The organism is Kaistia algarum, from assembly GCF_026343945.1.
In the GTDB taxonomy this organism is placed as follows: Bacteria; Pseudomonadota; Alphaproteobacteria; order Rhizobiales; family Kaistiaceae; genus Kaistia; species Kaistia algarum.
Map to the genome: position 1 here is coordinate 1,619,301 of NZ_JAPKNJ010000001.1, position 15,646 is coordinate 1,634,946.

A 15,646-nucleotide genomic window follows, 5' to 3' on the forward strand; every position below is an offset into this window, starting at 1 on the left:
GCGCCTGCGCGAGGAAAAGGTTGGACAGGTTGGACAGGTTGGACCGACCCTTGAAATCATTGGTGAATTATGGTCCGGCCTTGGTGGCGTGGTCCGACTTAGGCCGGACCATAAGAGCTTGATACGGCTCATGGTTCGCCGCCCATCCCGCTCTCGTCGTCAACGATGCCCCAGTCGATCCGCTGGCCGACCGCCTCCTCGAAGGCGTCGCGGCAGCGGGCCAAGGGCGGCATCTCGTAGCACCACATGCGCAGGCGAACATTGTGCTCGTTCGTTCGCCAGGGCCGCACGCGGACGATGCCGGGCACGATCTTCATCATCTTGATGCCGAACGACGTCTTCTCGGATTTGCGCTTGACGCCGATCTTCTCCGAAGTGGCGATGTATTCGTCGAACAGCTGATCGACGGCGACCACGCTCTCCCATTCGTCGCGCCCGCGCCGCGTCGACCCGTCGAACAGCCGCTCGACCCACCAGTTCTCGATCGTGTCGAGGGAGCGGAATTTCTGCTCCAGCAGCGCCGCCGTCTTCGGGATCCGCCGCAGATTGATGCTGGAAAGGTCGAAAGCCAGCAGATCGGCGAGCAGCGCCTCGCGCCCGCCATTGTCCATTTCCTCGCGCATCTCGGCGAAATAGTCATGGTCCTGCGCGCAGCGCGGATCGACGTCGAAGACGGCAAAGCGCCGCTCATCCTTGCCGGCCGGCACGACCCAATCCTCGTTCGAGGTCATCAGCAGGCGGACGAAGTTCTTCAGCCGGATCGGGTCGATCGACTTCTGTTCGATCATCTGGATCTCGGCGGTGACGAGGTCCTTCAGGCGCCCTTCCGCCGCCTTGTCGCCAGCCCAGACCGCTTCCTCGGCCTGCAGCAGCAGACAGCTCGCCATATGGGCGTTGAAATTTCCGGTGATGTAGCGCGCATCGCCGACGAGGAAGTAATGCGAGGCGATCAGCGATCCCATGAACTCGCCGACGATCGTCTTGCCGGTGCCCATGCGCCCGCGCACAACGATCGCCGTGCCGATCCGCTCACGGGGTCGCTGCATCAGATGCGCGAACCAGGCGAACAGCCAGGTGTAGAGCGCCTTGTCGCCGCGGCAGATGTTGGTCAGCATATGGTCGCGCAGCGTCTTCCAGCCGTTCGGCTTCGCCTTCGGCACGACCGAAAAACCGCGATAGAGGTTCAGATAGCCCTCTGTCGCCGGCGCGCCGTCGGGATTCGGGAAGAACTCGATGCCGTCGAAGGTGCGGCGCTTGCGGTGCGCCAGCCAGCGTTTCGCCCAGGTCGTCGTCGTGATCTTCTCGATCGTGCCGATCTGGGTCGGTCGGTTCGAGAAAAAGGCGCGAAAGGCATCGATCGACAGCACGCGGACGCGATCCTCGATCGGCCCCGTCGCCTGTTCCCGGATGATCATCGCCTTCGAGCCCATGAGCACGAAGGCCCATTCCTCGTTCATCCGATCGATGCTGAAGCCCCAATCCTTGGGAACACGCAAAGGCGCGCCGTCGCCGGCAGGGCCGTCCGTCGCCTCCTCGACAATGTCGGGCTGGTCGTCGGACGCAGGGCCTTCGCCGCCCTCATCCGAAAGCGTCTCCCCCCCTTCGATCCCGGTCTCTTCCGGCAAAGGTTCGTCGAGGTCCGGCGCCGCATCGATAATGGCGGCAATGCGCTGTTTCGGGTCCAGCGTCATTCCGCCGCCTCCATGAGCAGATCGTTGAAATCGCGGCCTTCCGGCGCGAAGGGCAGACGGATGCGACGGCCAGGGCGGCGCCAGCGCCGAGCGGCGCGCTCGAGATGCATCTGCGTCGTGAAGCGGTCGCTGTCGCCATCGCCGAGCAGGATGATTTCGGAGATGTCGTCCGGCGGCATCAGGGCGGCATGCTTCGGAACGCAGTCAGGCTCCGGCCCGGGCACGCGCAGCTTGCGTACAGCGCCGCGCTTGTCGGTGCGCGTCAAGGTCGGGTGGGCGACGCTTTCCAGCGCCCGCCCGCCAATATTGCCGAGCGAAATCCCGGCCCAATAGAGGGTCTCTGAATCATAGGCCGCGCCGCGGCAGGCATGGAGCGAATCGCGCACGGCTAGCGTCGTCTCATTGCCCTCGCCGAGGATCAGCCGGCGCGGCTTGGCCGGGCGTGACAGCACAATATGGTTGCCGCCCATCGAGCCGCGCATCTTGCGCGCCGGCATCACTTCCCCGGTCTCGGGATCGACGATCTCCGCCTTGACCGCCCGCGCGGCATCGAGCCAGGTGATATGCGCGCCGCGAAAGATCCCGCCGGCGTCGACCACAGCCGCGATCATGGCCGGACCGATATGGACCTGGCGCGGCTTGCGTCCGTCCTGGACGAAGAACGGCACGGCGTCGTGCTGGCGCAGCGAAGCGCCCACAGGCACCGATAGCCCGCGCCCAGCCAGATAGCGCGCGACGATCCCGCCCTCGGCGATCCGTGCCGTCTCGCGCCAAAGCTGCCACATGCGGGCCCGCTCGGTCTCGCGATAGTCGATCTCGCCGCGCTCGCGTTCCGCGTCGGCCACCCGTCGCGCCGCCTCGCGACGGGCGATCTCCGCCGGATCCGGCCCGCGTCCCTCGCCCTTCGGCGGCGGACGGCCCGTCAAGGTCTCGCAAGCGCGCAGGAAGTCGCAGCCATCGAGATATTCGACAAGCGCGATGACATCGCCGGCCGTGCCGGAATGACGGCAGAGGAAGACGCCCTTGCGCGGATTGACACCGAAGCGATCGACCCCGCCACAGACGGGGCAAGGTCCGACCAGTTCGCCGCCCGAGCGCTTCAGCCGAAGGCCACGCCGCGAAACCTCTGTCTCGATCGGCACGGCGCGAGCCTCCCCGACAAAGGCGTCCATGGCATCGGAGAGGCTCATTCCGCCGCCTCACGGAATTCAGCCGGCGGACGACGCTTTGGCACTGCATCCGCGAGGAGCGCGCCGACGCAGGCCTTCATCTTCGATACCGAAACCGCATTGCCGATCTGCTTGATCTTCTCCGTCTTGGTCCCGGCGAACTCATAGATGGCATCGGCGGTATTGAAGCCCATCGCCGCGGCGAGCTCGTGCGGCTCGAGCATCCGGAACAGGATGTCATAGCGCTGCCCATCCGCCTCGCCCTCGACGAGGTTGACGCTGCCTTTGGCGCAGATCGTAGGTGCGGGCCCCTCTAAATCGTGCACGCGCGGCGCCTGGCCGTCGCGCTCGCCGAATTGCGCGGCGATGAAGGCAAGCTCGCCACGGTTGGCGCCGGTCGCGGTCGGCAGCGGATCGACAGCGGCGTCGCGCGCCCGGTCGCTGCCGTCCTGATGCGTCACCGGCATGACGACCGCGAATTCGCCGCCCTTGGCCGTCGTCAAGGTCGGGATCGGATTGGCAACATCGCGAGCCGTAGCGCCGCCACCGGATTGCGTCACGGGCACGACGAGGCCGAAACGCCCCTTTGCCGTGATCGTGGGAAGAGGCTCCTCCGCGATGACGCAGGTCTCGCCCGAGCCGGAACCATAGTAGGGAGAGATCAGCGCCGTGCCGCTGCCGCGCTGGCCCCCTGTCACGATGGTCGGCAACGGGCTCTCGACAGCGCGAGGTACTCCGCCGGAGGCCTGCGACAAGACGAACGGCTCGACGACGCCGAAATTGCCACCACCGGCATGGATGGTGCCGAGCGGCTCATCCGTCGACTTCACGCGGTATCCATGCGGATCGCGCTCATGAGCTTGCGCGCTGTGAGCGGCAGACATCACGAACGGCTCGACCAGCATCGGCCTCGCGCATCCAGGACGATCGGCAGCGGCGCCGCCCGTCGTGATCGTCGGCAGCGGATCGGCCGCCGAGCGCGGCGCCCCGCTGTTGTGCTGCGAGAGCAATACCGGCTCGGCGAGGCCAATATGCGTTCCGCCCGCCGCAATCGTCGGCAGCGGCAGGTCTATGCCGCGCGCCGCCATGTGGTTGCGGAGCGTCACGAGGTAGGGCGCCGGCCAGCCATGCTTCTCGGCGCCAGCCAGGATGCGGAGCATGGTCTTCGGCGCCAGATCCTTCTTGCGCCCATAGATCGACTTGCCCTTGATCGACCAGTCGATAATCTCGCGCGCGGCTCGCCAGGTTTGCGATGGCGCGAACAGCGAGCCATCGTCGGCACCACGCTTCCGATGCGTCGGCATCGGCCAATGCACCTTGCGGCCGTCCGAGCGCGCCATGAGGATGAAGCGTTGCCGCGTCGTGGCGTCACCATAGTCGGCGGCGTTCAGCTTGCGCCATTCCGGATCGAATCCGAGGCGACGCAGCGTCTCGATCCAAGCGTGGAAATACTCGCCCTTGCGTGCCACGATCGGCTTGCCCGTCTTCGGATCCACTGGACCCCAGCCGGTGAACTCCCAGACGTTTTCGATGATAATCCGCTTGACCCGAAGCTCGGTCAGCCAGGTGATGACATGCCATGGGTCGCTGCGCTGCTGGTCGGAAGTCGGCTTGCCGCCGCGCGCTACCGAATGATGCGTGCAGGTTGGCGATGCCATCAGCAGATCGAGATATCCCTCAGGCACGAGAAGATGCGGGCGCACCGTCGCGATGTCCTGCACATAGTGCCGGGCCTCGGGATGGTTGCGACTATGCGTGTCGATCGCCGTCGGCCAGTGATTGACGCAGACGAGCTCCATCTCGAGCCCGAGTTCGGCCAGCGCGCGCTGGCAGCCGGTAGACGACCCGCCCGCCCCACACAGAAGATCGGCGACGAGAATCTTGCGGCTCACCGCCCCACCCCTTCCCGCAGCGCCACCCGCGCCGGGCTGTACGCCCGCGCCATATGCGCCCGGCAATAGGGGGCGGCGCCGGCGAGCAGGGCGCCGCAGACGAGGCGGTCTTCCGGCGCGACGTCGCGCACCGGCTTTGCGCTCGGCCAGAGCGGCCAAAGGCATTGGTTGGACCGCGACTCATGATGCAGCACCGCCGTCTCGGGAATGGGATCGAGTACGGTGAGCAGATTGCTCGGCACCACCGGCATGGGCTCGGCCGGCAGGTCCGGCGCGATGCGGTTCGGCCGCTCCGCCTTGGGCCGGGCAACCTTGGGTCGGGCAATTTTGGGTCGCGCGGTTTGGGGCGCCACCCGCCCCCAGACATCGTTCAGCCGCGCCTCGGCCTTGTCGTTCGAGGGCGCGCGCGCCGCCAGCTTCAGCCGATGGGCCCGGCCGATCACGGCGTTACGGCTCATCCCCAGTTGCGCCCCGATCTGCGAGCCGGAAAGCCCCTCCAACCAGAGCGACCGCAGCCGTTCCGTCTGTGCTGCCGTCCATGTCATAGCAGCACCTTCGCCAGGACGAGGTGGCCGAGATAGGCGATGCCGAGCCAGAGGACGACAGCGACGAGGATCGCCGTCCTCCAGGCAGCAGCGCGGGCCCGCTTCTCTCGCGCCAGCTGCCTCGCCGCGGGAAATTCGCCCGGCATGATCAATCCTCCCCGACGACGGCGAGGCGGCGGCCGTTCTTGGCGCTGGCGAGGTTGCGCCGCAAAGCCGCGATCTCGGCCTCGACGGTGCCGGCGTCGCGGTCCATTAGCTCGGCCTCGGACGGCGACAGGGCGCCATCGACGGCCGCCGCCGCGCCGGTCGCCATCAGCTTCGCCGCCGCGCCGATCGTCGTCGCATGCTGCTCGAATACGCAGCGCGCCGTGGCGCCGCTGACGTCGCCGGGCTCGCCGATGCGCCGGCCGAGCAGATCGGCATAGGCGGCGAGCACCAGGGTCAGCCCGCAATCCGCTTCCAGCGCCGCCGCCGCCGTGACCGGGATCACCTCGGCCTCGCGGGCGTTCTGCCAGCGCGAGACGACCGTCTTGGAGGCGCCGCAGATCGAAGCCGCCCGCACGACCCCGCCGCAGGCCTCGACCAGATCGCGCGTCACCGCCTTGATGCGATAGTGCCATTCATCCGAAATCGCGGGCATGCGGGCCTCCGGGCAAGACTTTCCCGTCGCGGGAAAACGCAGCGGCGTTTCCCGTCGCGGGAACGATGAAAGATCGTCAGGGTAGAAACGTCAGAGACGGATCACGGCGGACCGCGCAGATGGCGATGCAGAGAAAGATGACGGCCCCGAAAGAGGCGGGAGCGGCAACGCGCCGCCCCCGCCAGATGAGGGAGGAAACACCCCAGAAGGGCAGTCACGCGGGGGAGGAACCCCGCGCTTGGCGGACCGGCGAGGGCCGGGAAGTCGGTGCCTTCGACGGCACGAAAGCGCGTTTGCTGGTCGAACAGCGAATCGGGCGCAGAATGAGCGTGAGTCGCCTCTGGCCCTTTGGCCTTCCGGCTGCCGCAAGGCAGCGCTCGCGCGGACCGCGGCCCTGTGTTCGGCAGGGCCGGAGCGGCGGGATCATCCCGCTTGGAAGACCGAAGGAGGTCACGACATGGCTGTGTCGCGATCGAGGGCGGTGCCTGTCCGGGCCTATCTCCGCTGGAGATTGGGCCGCCTTGAGCACGTTTGTGCGCATTGGCGGTCCTGGCCGGGACAGCTGTCATTTGCCTTCTGAGCCGGGTTTCGCAACCCCGGCCCTGCCAGAGGCGACTCACTTCTTTGAGACGCGCACTCATTCGGCGGCCTCGATTGCGGGAAAGAAGTCCGCCGGGCTTAGGGGAACCCCCCGTGCTCCGGCGAGCCGAATGAGGGCCTTAATATGCTTCTGAGGAATGACCCCTCCGGTCCCACCCGACTCGCGCGGACGCTGCCAATTGGAGACGCGCGTGCGGTGAATGCCGAGTTGCGCCGCGATGACGGTAGGACCGCCAAGGCTCTTTACGATGGTCTGAGCAGGTTCCATGCTGGCGAAAGTAGCGACTTTCGCTACTGTGTCAATCCGTTGGTAGCGAAATCGGAAACCGACATTCGTTGCGCGGCGCGCTACACGTCAAGGATGTTGGCACAGTGGCTCAAAGACGCACTTAATCACGCGGACATGACGCAGGTCGATCTGGCCAAGCGTCTCACGGAAAAGCTCGGACAGTCATACGACAAGGCAGCCATCAACAAGATGGCAATGGTGAAGCCGACCGCGAAGACCAAGCCTCGCACCATTTCGGCCGCCGAGTTGATGGCGATCGCCGAGATTACAAAGTTCCCCGCGCCACGCCCGGAACTGAGCCGTCATCGAAACGGAGATGAATTCCCGCCCGACCCCGACTTTGACGATGGCGATAGGTCGCCGGTCATCTCGGACGATTTGACATCCCTCGGTGTCTCAACGATTCGGCCATTCAGCGGAACGATCGAAGGGTCGAGCCCGGATATCGACACCTCAGTCGGCGCCGGCCCTGGCGGAATAGCCCCACCGGCGGTGATGCAAACAGGCGAGATCGTCTATGCCGCTGACGCGGTGCGGGGCGAGATCCTGTTGCCTGGCTATCTCCTGTCGGAATTCACGAGGGCCAAGGCGCCGCGAGTACACTGGATAAAGGTGCGCGGTGACTCGATGGAGCCGACGCTGCTGCCGGGCGAGCGGGTGATGGTCGACACGACTGATACCACGATCGGCCAGGGCGGAGTATTTGTCGTTCGAGATCCGGATGGCGAGATCATCGTGAAGCGGCTTCGCAAGCTCAAAGACGGGCTTGTTGAACTCGTTTCAGACAACCCTAAACAACAACCGATTATCTATGTTGGCAACGAGATTGCTGTGATTGGAAGAGTTGTGGGGCGCTTAGCACGAATATAGGCGCATCGTCTTGGGAGGCGGCAGTGCGGAACATGATAATTCTTGGAGTGGCGCTCGCGTCACTCTTTGGCTGTGGAACAGTCATCACTGTTCCAACGATCGTCAAGATGCCCGACGGCTCGGTGCTCCGCGGCACCAGCTCCGCGACGATGACAGTGGGCCAGTTCTCCGTAACAAATGCGGAGAATACGCTGACGTGCTCTGGAACTTATAATCCGATGGATGCGAGCCACGTGATCACCGTTCCACTTTCCTGCTCCGACGGACGAACCGGAACTGCGAAGATCACGCGCACGCTGAGCGGAATGGCTGGTTCGGGAACGGCAACGATGTCAGACGGGACAATCGCGAACGTCGCGTTCGGTGAGGGGTTGACCGCGGATAAAGTCACCGCTCCGCCGTCGGCCCAGCCGCAGATGGCTCGGTGATGCGCTTCGGAGGGCCCTGGACTGAAATCAAGCTAGACGCCATCCAGTACTACATGGAATGCTACACGAAGGCGCTTCGCCGAATAAGCTTTGACCTTTGGTACTTTGACGCGTTCGCCGGATCAGGGAGGCGAGAGACTGAACGGACGGTCGGTGGGGGATTGTTTGATGGCCCTGAGCAGACCATTCGGGAAACGCTGGATGGGTCGGCAAGGCGAGCCCTAACCGTTCAGCCAGGCTTCGACCATTTTGTGTTTGTCGAAAAGGATGAGGATCGATGTGCATTGCTGTCTAGCGTGCAGACTGATCATCCGAATCGAGACATTCAAATCATAAATGGCGAGGCCAATGCAGTACTTCGCAGGATTGCCAGTCGGCACCCTTGGTCGGGCGGCGGTCGCAATAAAAGTCGAGGCGTCGTATTCCTCGATCCATTCGCGCTGCAAGTCGATTGGCAGACTCTTCAAATGCTGGCCTCTACGAAGGCATTCGACGTATGGTACTTATTCCCTATTCGGGACACGATCCGGCAACTCGCCCACGACTTCGATGGTGTCGGCGTTAAGGCCCCGATGCTCGATCGACTTCTGAGCGCCGAATGGCGTGATCTCTACGACATTGCGCACGAGCCTGACTATGGCTCCGGCCTTTTCGGCACCCTGGATGATAACGCGGATCCTGCCCTGAAACGCGTTGTCTCGATCAAGCAGTTTGAGCAGTGGCTCAAGAAGCGACTGGAGACGGAATTTCCGTTCGTTTCCGAGCCATTGCCATTGCTGACAGACCCGAGCCACCAGGCGTTCTCGCTATTCCTAGCCGTTGCGAACCCGAGCCGGCCAGCCATCGATCTAGCCGAGAAATTCGTCCGCCACGTCAATAAGAACTTTGCGCCTGGGGCATCTCGTCGAAAGTCCGCCCTCTGAACGTCCGGCCCGCCGCCTTCTTGTTCTTACCGCCCCATTGTTTGAAGAAGAATGCGACCCCGGCGTCGGCGCACATGTCGGCGATCTCGTCGACCCAGATCGGATCCATATAGCGGGCGTGTGGGCCGGACTCGCCACCGACGATCGCCCAATGAACGCCAGACAGATCGGCGTCGGCGACCGACCCGATCAGCGGCTCCAGCGAGACAAAGCGGATCGCAGCCGGCACACGGCGAAGGTCGTCGAGCCGAGACAGCACGCGAGAATCCTCGACGCTGCAGCCGAGCCAGACATTTCCCAGGACCGAGAACTCCTCGCCTTTCAGTACATCGGCCATGCGCTCCGGTCGCTTCGTCAGGATCTGGTAGGTATGCTGCGGCGTCGCCGCCATGACGTCCCAGACCTTCCGAATGAAGTCGACCGGCACGCCTTCATGGAAAAGGTCCGACATGGAATTGACGAAGACGCGACGCGGCCGAGACCACTTGGCTGGCGTCGACAGCGCGGCCTCATCGAGGGTGATCTTGCCCGTCCATTTGGCCCGACCGCCGGACTTCCGCGTCAAGCCCGAGTATTTCTCCTGGCCCATCGCCTCGAGTCTCGCCGCCATTCGCATCGCGTAACAGTTCGTGCAACCGGCGGTGATGATCGTGCAGCCCGCTACCGGGTTCCACGTCGCGTCGGTCCATTCGATCGATGTCTCGGCCATGAGAGTTCTCCTGATCCTCCGGTGAACCACACCTCACGAATCGTTCATAGGCCGTTACTGCATTCGGTGGGTAGCTTTTTTCGCTACCTTCGTTGACTTGGTAGCGATTGTCGCTACGATCGCCCATCGATCGCCACACCGGCACCCGATGGAGACCCGCCATGTTCCTTGACTCCCGTCACTTCGCGTTTGCCCCGGCGCCGCGACCGAAGCCGGTCAAGACACCGGTCGAGATCGCCCGCAAGCTGGGCCCGGCGGCAATGACCAAGCTCATGGCCGCCGAGATGGTCGAGCAGGTGGCCCTGAAGGGCGATTGCAAGGTCGACGATCTGCGCGCGCTGGGCTTCACCGCCGGCGAAATCACCGAGCTGCATTTCGACGCCCGCCAGCGCGCCGGGAAGCTGTTCGTCCGCGAACAGAGCGCCGCGTGATCATGACCGAGATCGGTGCCATCGCCGCCCGCACCATTCACGCCATCCAGCAAGGCCACGCCGCCGAGGAGAGGCTGATGGCCGAGATCGAGCGGCTGCTTGCCGAGCAGCGCGCCGTGATCGACGCGATGCTGGCCGAGGCGCGGCCATCATGACGTGGATCCCGACCCGGTCCGGCCAGATCATCGACCTGCTGACGCCTTCGGCTCAGACGATCGACTTCGAGCAGGATGTCGCCCCGGCGCTGGCGCTGATCCCCCGCTTTGCCGGACAGGCCGGCTCGCTCGATCGGGGCTATAGCGTGGCGCAGCATTGCATCCTCGGCTGCGACGCGCTGCACGCCGAAACCGGATCGGCGCTCGCCGCCTTCGCCTTCCTCCTGCATGACGCGCACGAAGCCTATATCGGCGATATCACCACGCCGATGCAGGCCGCCCTCGACCGGGCCATCGCCCAGTTCTTCGGCCACCATCGCGGGGGCTATAACCTCGCCCGCGACGGCAAGCGCATCATCGCCAACAAACTGGACCGCGCCATCTATGAGGCCGCCGGTCTTCGCCTGCCGCTGCCGGCGGAGATCGTCGGGCACGTCACCGACATGGATCGCCGTCTGCTAAAGCGCGAGCGCGACGATCTGCTGCCCGCGCATCCCCGGCTCTGGGAAGCCGCGATCGAGGAAGCCGGGCCGATCCCCTCGATCCCCGGCCAGATCACCGTCTGGACGCCGGGTGCCGCGCGCCTGGGCTGGCTGACCCGCCTGCGCGGCTTGCAGGCGAAGCTTGCCGCGCAGGCTCCGTCATGATCCGCCGCGGGCTCATCGAGGCCCTCTACTGGCTCGCCGTCGGCATCGGCGTCGTCACCGCCTTCGCGGTCGCGCTGGGCCTGGTGCTGTCGCTGTTTGCCACCCTGTTGCTGGCACCCTTCACCGAGGCGCTGGCCGCCAACGACATCAACCCGCTCGGCCTCATCCATGTCGCCGCGCTCACCGGCGCGCTTCTGGGAGCGACGGTCGGGCTGATGCTCTTCCTCGCCGCCTTCACCCACCACCGCGATTCCAACTGACGAAGGAGCCTTGCATGTCCGCCCGCCCCATCCGCCGCATTGCCGATGTGCTCGGCCTTCTGAACCGGGGGCGCTTTGTCGAGAAATGCGACGAGCACCTCGCCAAGGCGATCGAGACGCTGGAAGCCCTGCCCGACGAGAAGGGCACGGCGACGATCACGATCGAGATCAAGGTCGCCTATCAGGGCGGCCGCGTCGATATCCGCCCGGCGGTCAAGCTGAAGCTGCCCGATGACAAGGCCTTCACCGAGACGCCGTTCTGGACGGCGGAGGGCGGGCTTTCCGTCCAGCACCCAAGCCAGACCGACATGTTCGTCCGCGACGCAGCCCCGCCGCGCGAACGCGATTTCGAAACCGGCTGAGACCAGCCGGCGACCGCTTCCCGATTCCGCTTTTCCTCAATCCATAGGAGCCGACCATGGCCGAGAAGTCCCTGAACGATATCCCGCTGGCGAGCGCGACCGAGCTCATCATGACGATGGCCGCCGAGGCCAGCACCCCGGTCCTTCTCGACATCGAGACGCAGGGCCTCGGCGATGGCCTGCCGAAGCTCATTCCGATCCTGTTCGATCGCAAGAGCCAGCGCGTCATCGACCTGAAGCCGTTCATCGAGTCCGCCCGCCAGGAGCCGGCGCGTCGCAAGGGCACGGCGAAGGCCGAAACGCTCAAGAGCTTCATCGACCTGATCGAGCGCCACAAGGATGACCGTTCGGCGATCTTCGCCGCCACGTCCTGGCCGAACCCGAAGCTTACCGCCGTGTTGAACTACAACACCGCCCAAGCGCCGCACTGGAACGATCACCGCATCGTCTATGAGTTCCCGCTGACCGAGGAGTTCAGCGCCTGGATCAAGGGCGACAGCAAGCCGATGGAGCAGGTCGATTTCGCGGCCTTCCTCGAAGAGCACGCGGCCGAACTGTCGGCGCCGTTCGACGGCGAGGTTAGCGAATATGAGGCGCTGTTCAAGGAGCACTTCGCGACGCCGTCGGAAGTCGTCGCCCTGTCGCGCCATCTCGAAGTCTTTATCGGCGCCAAGGCCAAGCAGGGCATCCGCCTGCAGACCGGCGAGCGCCAGATCGAGTTCTCCGAGGAGCATCTGAACAGCAAGGGCGAGAAGGTCGATATCCCCGGCATCTTCATGGTGAGCGTGCCGGCCTTCCTGAACGGCGATGCCGTCCGCATCCCGGCGCGGCTGCGCTACCGCATCGCTGGCGGCACCATCAAATGGTTCTACCAGCTCTATCGCTGGGAATTCTGGCTGCGCACCGAGGTCCAGCACGCGCTCGCCAAGGCCGGCAACGACACCGCCCTGCCGATTTTCGAAGGTGCCCCGGAAGGCAGCAGCTAGCCGCATCGTGCCCAGCCGGGCGGCGTCAGTCGCCGCCCGCCCTTTTCTCCCGTCGAGGTCAAGCCCGTGCAGATCACCCTTCCCCGCGCCGCGCTGAACGCCGCGCTCGACCAGGTCAAGAAGGTCGTCGAGCGGCGCAACACGATTCCCATCCTGTCGAACGTCCTGCTCACCGCGACGGCGGCGGGCCTGTCGATCAAGGGGACCGATCTCGACATCGAGATCGTCACCCGCATCGACGGCACGCCGGAGGCTTTGGGCGCGACGACGGCGCCGGCCGGCCTGCTCTCCGACATCGTCCGCAAGATGCCGGACAAGTCGCAGGTGACGCTGTGTCTCGATCCGGCCGGCACCTCGCTGCGCGTCGAATCGGGCCGCGCCCGCATGGATCTGAATACGCTGCCAGCCAGCGACTATCCCGACATCACCGTCGGCGAATTCCCCGTCCGCTTTAGTTTCCCCGCCGCCACCCTGACCCGGATGATCGCGCGGACCGCCTTCGCGATCTCGACCGAAGAGACCCGCTATTATCTGAACGGGCTCTATTGGCACGTGAGCGGCGACCACCTCGTCATGGTCGCGACCGATGGTCACCGCCTGGCCAAAGTGGTGACGCCGAGGCCGTCGCCGGATCTGGATTTCGCCGGCATCATCGCCCCGGCGAAGACGATCGCGCGGCTGCATGACATGGCGAAGGGCGCCGAGGGCGATCTCGCGATCGAGATTTCCGAGACCAAGATCCGCGTCGCGTTCGGCGCCAGCGTGCTGACTTCGAAGCTGATCGACGGCACCTTTCCGGATTACCAGCGCGTCATTCCCCGCGACAACGACAAGAGACTCACCGTCGACCGCGCGACGCTGGCCGAGGCGATCGACCGGGTCTCGACCGTCGCGTCCGAGCGCGGCCGGGCGGTGAAGCTGAACCTCCAGCCGGACAGCCTGCAGCTGCAGGTTCACAACGCCGATTCCGGCACCGGCGACGAGACGCTGGATGTCACCTATGCCGACGAGCCGATCGCGATCGGCTTCAACAGCCTCTATGTCGGCGATGCTCTCAAGGTCCTCGACAGCAAGGACGTCTGCGTCGCCCTCGCCAACCCCGGCGCCCCGGCACTGCTCACCAACCCGCAGGACGACAGCTTTCTCATCGTCCTCATGCCGATGAGGGTGTGATGGCTGGACCGATCCGCATCCCGCGCCACCGCATCGCGGTCCGCATCGCCGCGCTCGCCCGGCGGCGGCTGGCGCTGCGGCAGGACTATACCAAGGCCCGCCGCAACCATCGCGGCGCCGCCAGGGCCGCCACGGCGCTGCGCGAGACGACCCACGCCCTGCTGCGCCAGGAACTGCACGCCGCCAAGGCCGCACCGCTCAAGCGCGACGCCCGCGAGCGCGAGGCAATGGCGCCCAACCTGTTCGAGGAGATGGCAACATGACGCCCTGCCCGTGCTGCGATCTGGATGTCACGCCATCCGAATTGACCGCGCTCCGGGCCGAGCGCGACGAACTCGCCGCATGGAAGCAACACATTCTCGATCAGGAAAGCCGCGGCAAGCGGCCGTTTTCCGATCGCTTCGCGCAGGCCGTTATCGACAGCCTGGTGAAGGAACTTGACCGGCTTCGGGAGTGCCTGAAAGCGGCCAATCGGCAGGCCTACGATGGCACGCTGGAGGCGGCAGGAGCATGAGCGCTCGCTCCGCCGTCCTCACTGCGTCGATCCCCGCCCAGCCCGTGCGCGGGCTCTCTCGCGAGCAGGCGGCGGCCTATATCGGCGTCTCGGTGTCGAGCTTCGACAAGATGATCGAGGAGCGGACGATGCCGGCGCCGAAGACATGGCACACCCGCAAGCTTTGGGATGTCCGCGCCCTCGACCGCGCGTTTGACGCACTGCCCGGTTCGGGTGAAGTTGATGGGGAATGGAATTTTGCCCCATGACGAGGCGCCTATGCCGCGCAAGCTCCCGAAGGGATGCATCGAGGATGTCGACCGCTACGGCAAGGTCCGTATCTATCTGAGGCGGAAAGGTCTCCCGAAGCTCCGCATAGAAGGCACGCCCTGGACGACGGCATTCATGGACGCCTATCACGCGGCGCTCGCTTCGCCGGGAAAGCCCAAGGAAACTCGCGATCGCCACCCTGAAGAGGGGACCTGGCGTTGGCTCGCCTGCGAATATCTGCGCCGCTGCGCAGCCTATCAAATGCTCGAGCCGGAAACGCGCGCCACATACAGGCGATATCTTGAAGCGACGTTTATGGATCCGGTGTCGCCGACCGATTCTCGACCCTTCAGCGATGTTCCCGTCGCAGCCATGACGCCGAGGGCAGTTCGGACCCTGCGGGATCGACGCCTCGCAACGCCAACCATCGCCAACGCGACGGTGAAGGTGGTTCGCCAAGTCTTCGCCTTTGCCGTAGAGGACGAACTGGCGACAACCAATCCGGCAGCGGGCGTCGACTACCTGCCAACATCGACGGAAGGCCATCACACATGGTCTGTCGAGGAGGCGCTAAAGTTCGAAGCGCGGCATCCCATCGGAACGCAGGCACGCCTTGCATATGCCCTGTTGCTTTATACCGGCAGCCGGGTCTCCGATGTTCGTTTCTTCGGCCGGCAGCACGTCAGCGAAGGCTGGCTTCATTTCCGGCCGACCAAGACGTCCAAGTCGAGCGGCATCGAGGTTGACGTACCCATCCTGCCGGCATTGCAGACCGTCTTGGACGGATCGAAGACCGGCGACATGACCTTCCTCGTCACGCACCAGCATCGCCCCTATTCGGCGCGCGGGCTATCCAACCGCATGCGAGATTGGTGCGACGAGGCCGGGCTGCCAAATTGCTCCGCTCATGGGCTGCGCAAGGCTGGAGCGACGATCGCGGCCGAGAACGGCGCGACGGAAGCTCAGCTCATGGCCATCTATGGATGGACGACGCCGAAGCAGGCAGCGCTCTACACCCGCAAGGCCCGCCGAAAGAAGCTCGCCGGCGACGCGATGAGCTTGATCAAACTGGGGTGAACCGGGTACAAGAAGGTCCAACTTTGGCTGCGTCGG

At 65.0% G+C, this 15,646-nt stretch carries 21 protein-coding genes; 14 read left to right on the forward strand and 7 right to left on the reverse strand.

Annotated elements, in window-relative coordinates:
• Window positions 1-128 precede the first annotated feature (128 nt).
• The 6 genes from OSH05_RS07885 to OSH05_RS07910 are packed head-to-tail and all read right to left on the reverse strand — an operon-like array spanning window position 129 to window position 5,937.
• Entirely contained in the window at window positions 129-1,691 is a 1,563-nt protein-coding gene (locus OSH05_RS07885; protein ID WP_104221403.1) for a primase-helicase family protein, read from the reverse strand.
• A complete protein-coding gene (locus tag OSH05_RS07890; RefSeq protein ID WP_104221402.1) occupies window positions 1,688-2,881 on the reverse strand; it encodes a DUF7146 domain-containing protein in 1,194 nt (397 codons plus the stop codon). The genes OSH05_RS07885 and OSH05_RS07890 overlap by 4 nt, the downstream gene beginning before the upstream one ends.
• Window positions 2,878-4,752: a DNA cytosine methyltransferase gene (locus OSH05_RS07895; protein WP_104221401.1), complete on the reverse strand. Its 1,875-nt coding sequence runs from the start codon at window positions 4,750-4,752 to the stop codon at window positions 2,878-2,880. Before OSH05_RS07895 ends, OSH05_RS07890 begins: the two co-directional genes overlap by 4 nt.
• Window positions 4,749-5,297 carry a GcrA family cell cycle regulator gene (locus OSH05_RS07900; RefSeq protein ID WP_104221400.1) on the reverse strand — a complete coding sequence of 183 codons (549 nt, stop codon included), beginning with the start codon at window positions 5,295-5,297 and terminating at the stop codon, window positions 4,749-4,751. Before OSH05_RS07900 ends, OSH05_RS07895 begins: the two co-directional genes overlap by 4 nt.
• Window positions 5,294-5,443, reverse strand: a complete 150-nt coding sequence (locus OSH05_RS07905; RefSeq protein ID WP_165801741.1) for a hypothetical protein — start codon at window positions 5,441-5,443, stop codon at window positions 5,294-5,296. The genes OSH05_RS07900 and OSH05_RS07905 overlap by 4 nt, the downstream gene beginning before the upstream one ends.
• A gap of 2 nt (window positions 5,444-5,445) precedes the next feature.
• Window positions 5,446-5,937 carry a hypothetical protein gene (locus OSH05_RS07910; protein WP_104221399.1) on the reverse strand — a complete coding sequence of 164 codons (492 nt, stop codon included), beginning with the start codon at window positions 5,935-5,937 and terminating at the stop codon, window positions 5,446-5,448.
• 796 nt (window positions 5,938-6,733) lie between these two features.
• Between OSH05_RS07910 and OSH05_RS07915 the strand changes: the two genes are divergently transcribed.
• Genes OSH05_RS07915 through tcmP form a run of 3 tightly spaced genes read left to right on the forward strand, consistent with a single transcriptional unit; the run spans window position 6,734 to window position 9,047 of the window.
• Window positions 6,734-7,696 carry a S24 family peptidase gene (locus OSH05_RS07915; protein WP_165801740.1) on the forward strand — a complete coding sequence of 321 codons (963 nt, stop codon included), beginning with the start codon at window positions 6,734-6,736 and terminating at the stop codon, window positions 7,694-7,696.
• Window positions 7,697-7,728: 32 nt separating this feature from the next.
• Complete coding sequence (locus OSH05_RS07920; protein ID WP_104221397.1) at window positions 7,729-8,124, forward strand: hypothetical protein; 396 nt, start codon at window positions 7,729-7,731, stop codon at window positions 8,122-8,124.
• The gene (tcmP, locus tag OSH05_RS07925; RefSeq protein ID WP_104221396.1) at window positions 8,124-9,047 is read left to right on the forward strand and encodes a three-Cys-motif partner protein TcmP; all 924 of its coding nucleotides are present in this window, start codon (window positions 8,124-8,126) and stop codon (window positions 9,045-9,047) included. The genes OSH05_RS07920 and tcmP overlap by 1 nt, the downstream gene beginning before the upstream one ends.
• On the opposite strand, the gene OSH05_RS07930 is transcribed toward tcmP, so the two are convergent.
• On the reverse strand, window positions 8,998-9,756 hold the full coding sequence (locus OSH05_RS07930; protein WP_104221395.1) for a DUF5131 family protein: 759 nt from the start codon (window positions 9,754-9,756) through the stop codon (window positions 8,998-9,000). The genes tcmP and OSH05_RS07930 overlap by 50 nt on opposite strands.
• Window positions 9,757-9,917: 161 nt before the next feature.
• Here OSH05_RS07930 and OSH05_RS07935 point away from each other — a divergent pair, with 161 nt between their 5' ends.
• The 11 genes from OSH05_RS07935 to OSH05_RS07985 all read left to right on the forward strand — a co-directional run bounded on the left by OSH05_RS07935 (window position 9,918) and on the right by OSH05_RS07985 (window position 15,610).
• Window positions 9,918-10,187 (forward strand): hypothetical protein, encoded by a 270-nt coding sequence (locus OSH05_RS07935; protein ID WP_104221394.1) that lies wholly within the window; start codon window positions 9,918-9,920, stop codon window positions 10,185-10,187.
• Between the two features lie 2 nt (window positions 10,188-10,189).
• Window positions 10,190-10,342, forward strand: a complete 153-nt coding sequence (locus OSH05_RS07940) for a hypothetical protein (protein WP_165801739.1) — start codon at window positions 10,190-10,192, stop codon at window positions 10,340-10,342.
• Window positions 10,339-10,989, forward strand: coding sequence for a hypothetical protein (locus OSH05_RS07945; protein ID WP_104221393.1), 651 nt, complete (start codon window positions 10,339-10,341; stop codon window positions 10,987-10,989). Before OSH05_RS07940 ends, OSH05_RS07945 begins: the two co-directional genes overlap by 4 nt.
• A complete protein-coding gene (locus OSH05_RS07950) occupies window positions 10,986-11,249 on the forward strand; it encodes a hypothetical protein (protein WP_104221392.1) in 264 nt (87 codons plus the stop codon). Before OSH05_RS07945 ends, OSH05_RS07950 begins: the two co-directional genes overlap by 4 nt.
• Window positions 11,250-11,263: 14 nt before the next feature.
• Window positions 11,264-11,611: a hypothetical protein gene (locus OSH05_RS07955; protein ID WP_104221391.1), complete on the forward strand. Its 348-nt coding sequence runs from the start codon at window positions 11,264-11,266 to the stop codon at window positions 11,609-11,611.
• A gap of 56 nt (window positions 11,612-11,667) precedes the next feature.
• Window positions 11,668-12,597, forward strand: coding sequence for a DUF2303 family protein (locus tag OSH05_RS07960; RefSeq protein ID WP_104221390.1), 930 nt, complete (start codon window positions 11,668-11,670; stop codon window positions 12,595-12,597).
• A gap of 66 nt (window positions 12,598-12,663) precedes the next feature.
• Window positions 12,664-13,770: a DNA polymerase III subunit beta gene (gene dnaN, locus OSH05_RS07965; RefSeq protein ID WP_104221389.1), complete on the forward strand. Its 1,107-nt coding sequence runs from the start codon at window positions 12,664-12,666 to the stop codon at window positions 13,768-13,770.
• Window positions 13,770-14,033 carry a hypothetical protein gene (locus tag OSH05_RS07970; RefSeq protein WP_104221388.1) on the forward strand — a complete coding sequence of 88 codons (264 nt, stop codon included), beginning with the start codon at window positions 13,770-13,772 and terminating at the stop codon, window positions 14,031-14,033. The genes dnaN and OSH05_RS07970 overlap by 1 nt, the downstream gene beginning before the upstream one ends.
• Entirely contained in the window at window positions 14,030-14,284 is a 255-nt protein-coding gene (locus OSH05_RS07975) for a hypothetical protein (protein WP_104221387.1), read from the forward strand. The genes OSH05_RS07970 and OSH05_RS07975 overlap by 4 nt, the downstream gene beginning before the upstream one ends.
• Window positions 14,281-14,532 carry a helix-turn-helix domain-containing protein gene (locus OSH05_RS07980; RefSeq protein ID WP_104221386.1) on the forward strand — a complete coding sequence of 84 codons (252 nt, stop codon included), beginning with the start codon at window positions 14,281-14,283 and terminating at the stop codon, window positions 14,530-14,532. The genes OSH05_RS07975 and OSH05_RS07980 overlap by 4 nt, the downstream gene beginning before the upstream one ends.
• 10 nt (window positions 14,533-14,542) lie before the next feature.
• Window positions 14,543-15,610: a tyrosine-type recombinase/integrase gene (locus OSH05_RS07985; RefSeq protein WP_165801738.1), complete on the forward strand. Its 1,068-nt coding sequence runs from the start codon at window positions 14,543-14,545 to the stop codon at window positions 15,608-15,610.
• The last annotated feature ends 36 nt before the right edge of the window (window positions 15,611-15,646 follow it).

Coding starts and splice junctions, on each gene's coding strand:
- OSH05_RS07885 (WP_104221403.1), bottom strand. CDS start 1,691: ATGACGCTGGACCCGAAACAGCGCATTGCCGCCATTATCGATGCGGCG.
- OSH05_RS07890 (WP_104221402.1), bottom strand. CDS start 2,881: ATGAGCCTCTCCGATGCCATGGACGCCTTTGTCGGGGAGGCTCGCGCC.
- OSH05_RS07900 (WP_104221400.1), bottom strand. CDS start 5,297: ATGACATGGACGGCAGCACAGACGGAACGGCTGCGGTCGCTCTGGTTG.
- OSH05_RS07905 (WP_165801741.1), bottom strand. CDS start 5,443: ATGCCGGGCGAATTTCCCGCGGCGAGGCAGCTGGCGCGAGAGAAGCGG.
- OSH05_RS07910 (WP_104221399.1), bottom strand. CDS start 5,937: ATGCCCGCGATTTCGGATGAATGGCACTATCGCATCAAGGCGGTGACG.
- OSH05_RS07920 (WP_104221397.1), top strand. CDS start 7,729: ATGATAATTCTTGGAGTGGCGCTCGCGTCACTCTTTGGCTGTGGAACA.
- tcmP (WP_104221396.1), top strand. CDS start 8,124: ATGCGCTTCGGAGGGCCCTGGACTGAAATCAAGCTAGACGCCATCCAG.
- OSH05_RS07930 (WP_104221395.1), bottom strand. CDS start 9,756: ATGGCCGAGACATCGATCGAATGGACCGACGCGACGTGGAACCCGGTA.
- OSH05_RS07935 (WP_104221394.1), top strand. CDS start 9,918: ATGTTCCTTGACTCCCGTCACTTCGCGTTTGCCCCGGCGCCGCGACCG.
- OSH05_RS07940 (WP_165801739.1), top strand. CDS start 10,190: ATGACCGAGATCGGTGCCATCGCCGCCCGCACCATTCACGCCATCCAG.
- OSH05_RS07945 (WP_104221393.1), top strand. CDS start 10,339: ATGACGTGGATCCCGACCCGGTCCGGCCAGATCATCGACCTGCTGACG.
- OSH05_RS07950 (WP_104221392.1), top strand. CDS start 10,986: ATGATCCGCCGCGGGCTCATCGAGGCCCTCTACTGGCTCGCCGTCGGC.
- OSH05_RS07955 (WP_104221391.1), top strand. CDS start 11,264: ATGTCCGCCCGCCCCATCCGCCGCATTGCCGATGTGCTCGGCCTTCTG.
- OSH05_RS07960 (WP_104221390.1), top strand. CDS start 11,668: ATGGCCGAGAAGTCCCTGAACGATATCCCGCTGGCGAGCGCGACCGAG.
- OSH05_RS07970 (WP_104221388.1), top strand. CDS start 13,770: ATGGCTGGACCGATCCGCATCCCGCGCCACCGCATCGCGGTCCGCATC.
- OSH05_RS07975 (WP_104221387.1), top strand. CDS start 14,030: ATGACGCCCTGCCCGTGCTGCGATCTGGATGTCACGCCATCCGAATTG.
- OSH05_RS07980 (WP_104221386.1), top strand. CDS start 14,281: ATGAGCGCTCGCTCCGCCGTCCTCACTGCGTCGATCCCCGCCCAGCCC.
- OSH05_RS07985 (WP_165801738.1), top strand. CDS start 14,543: ATGCCGCGCAAGCTCCCGAAGGGATGCATCGAGGATGTCGACCGCTAC.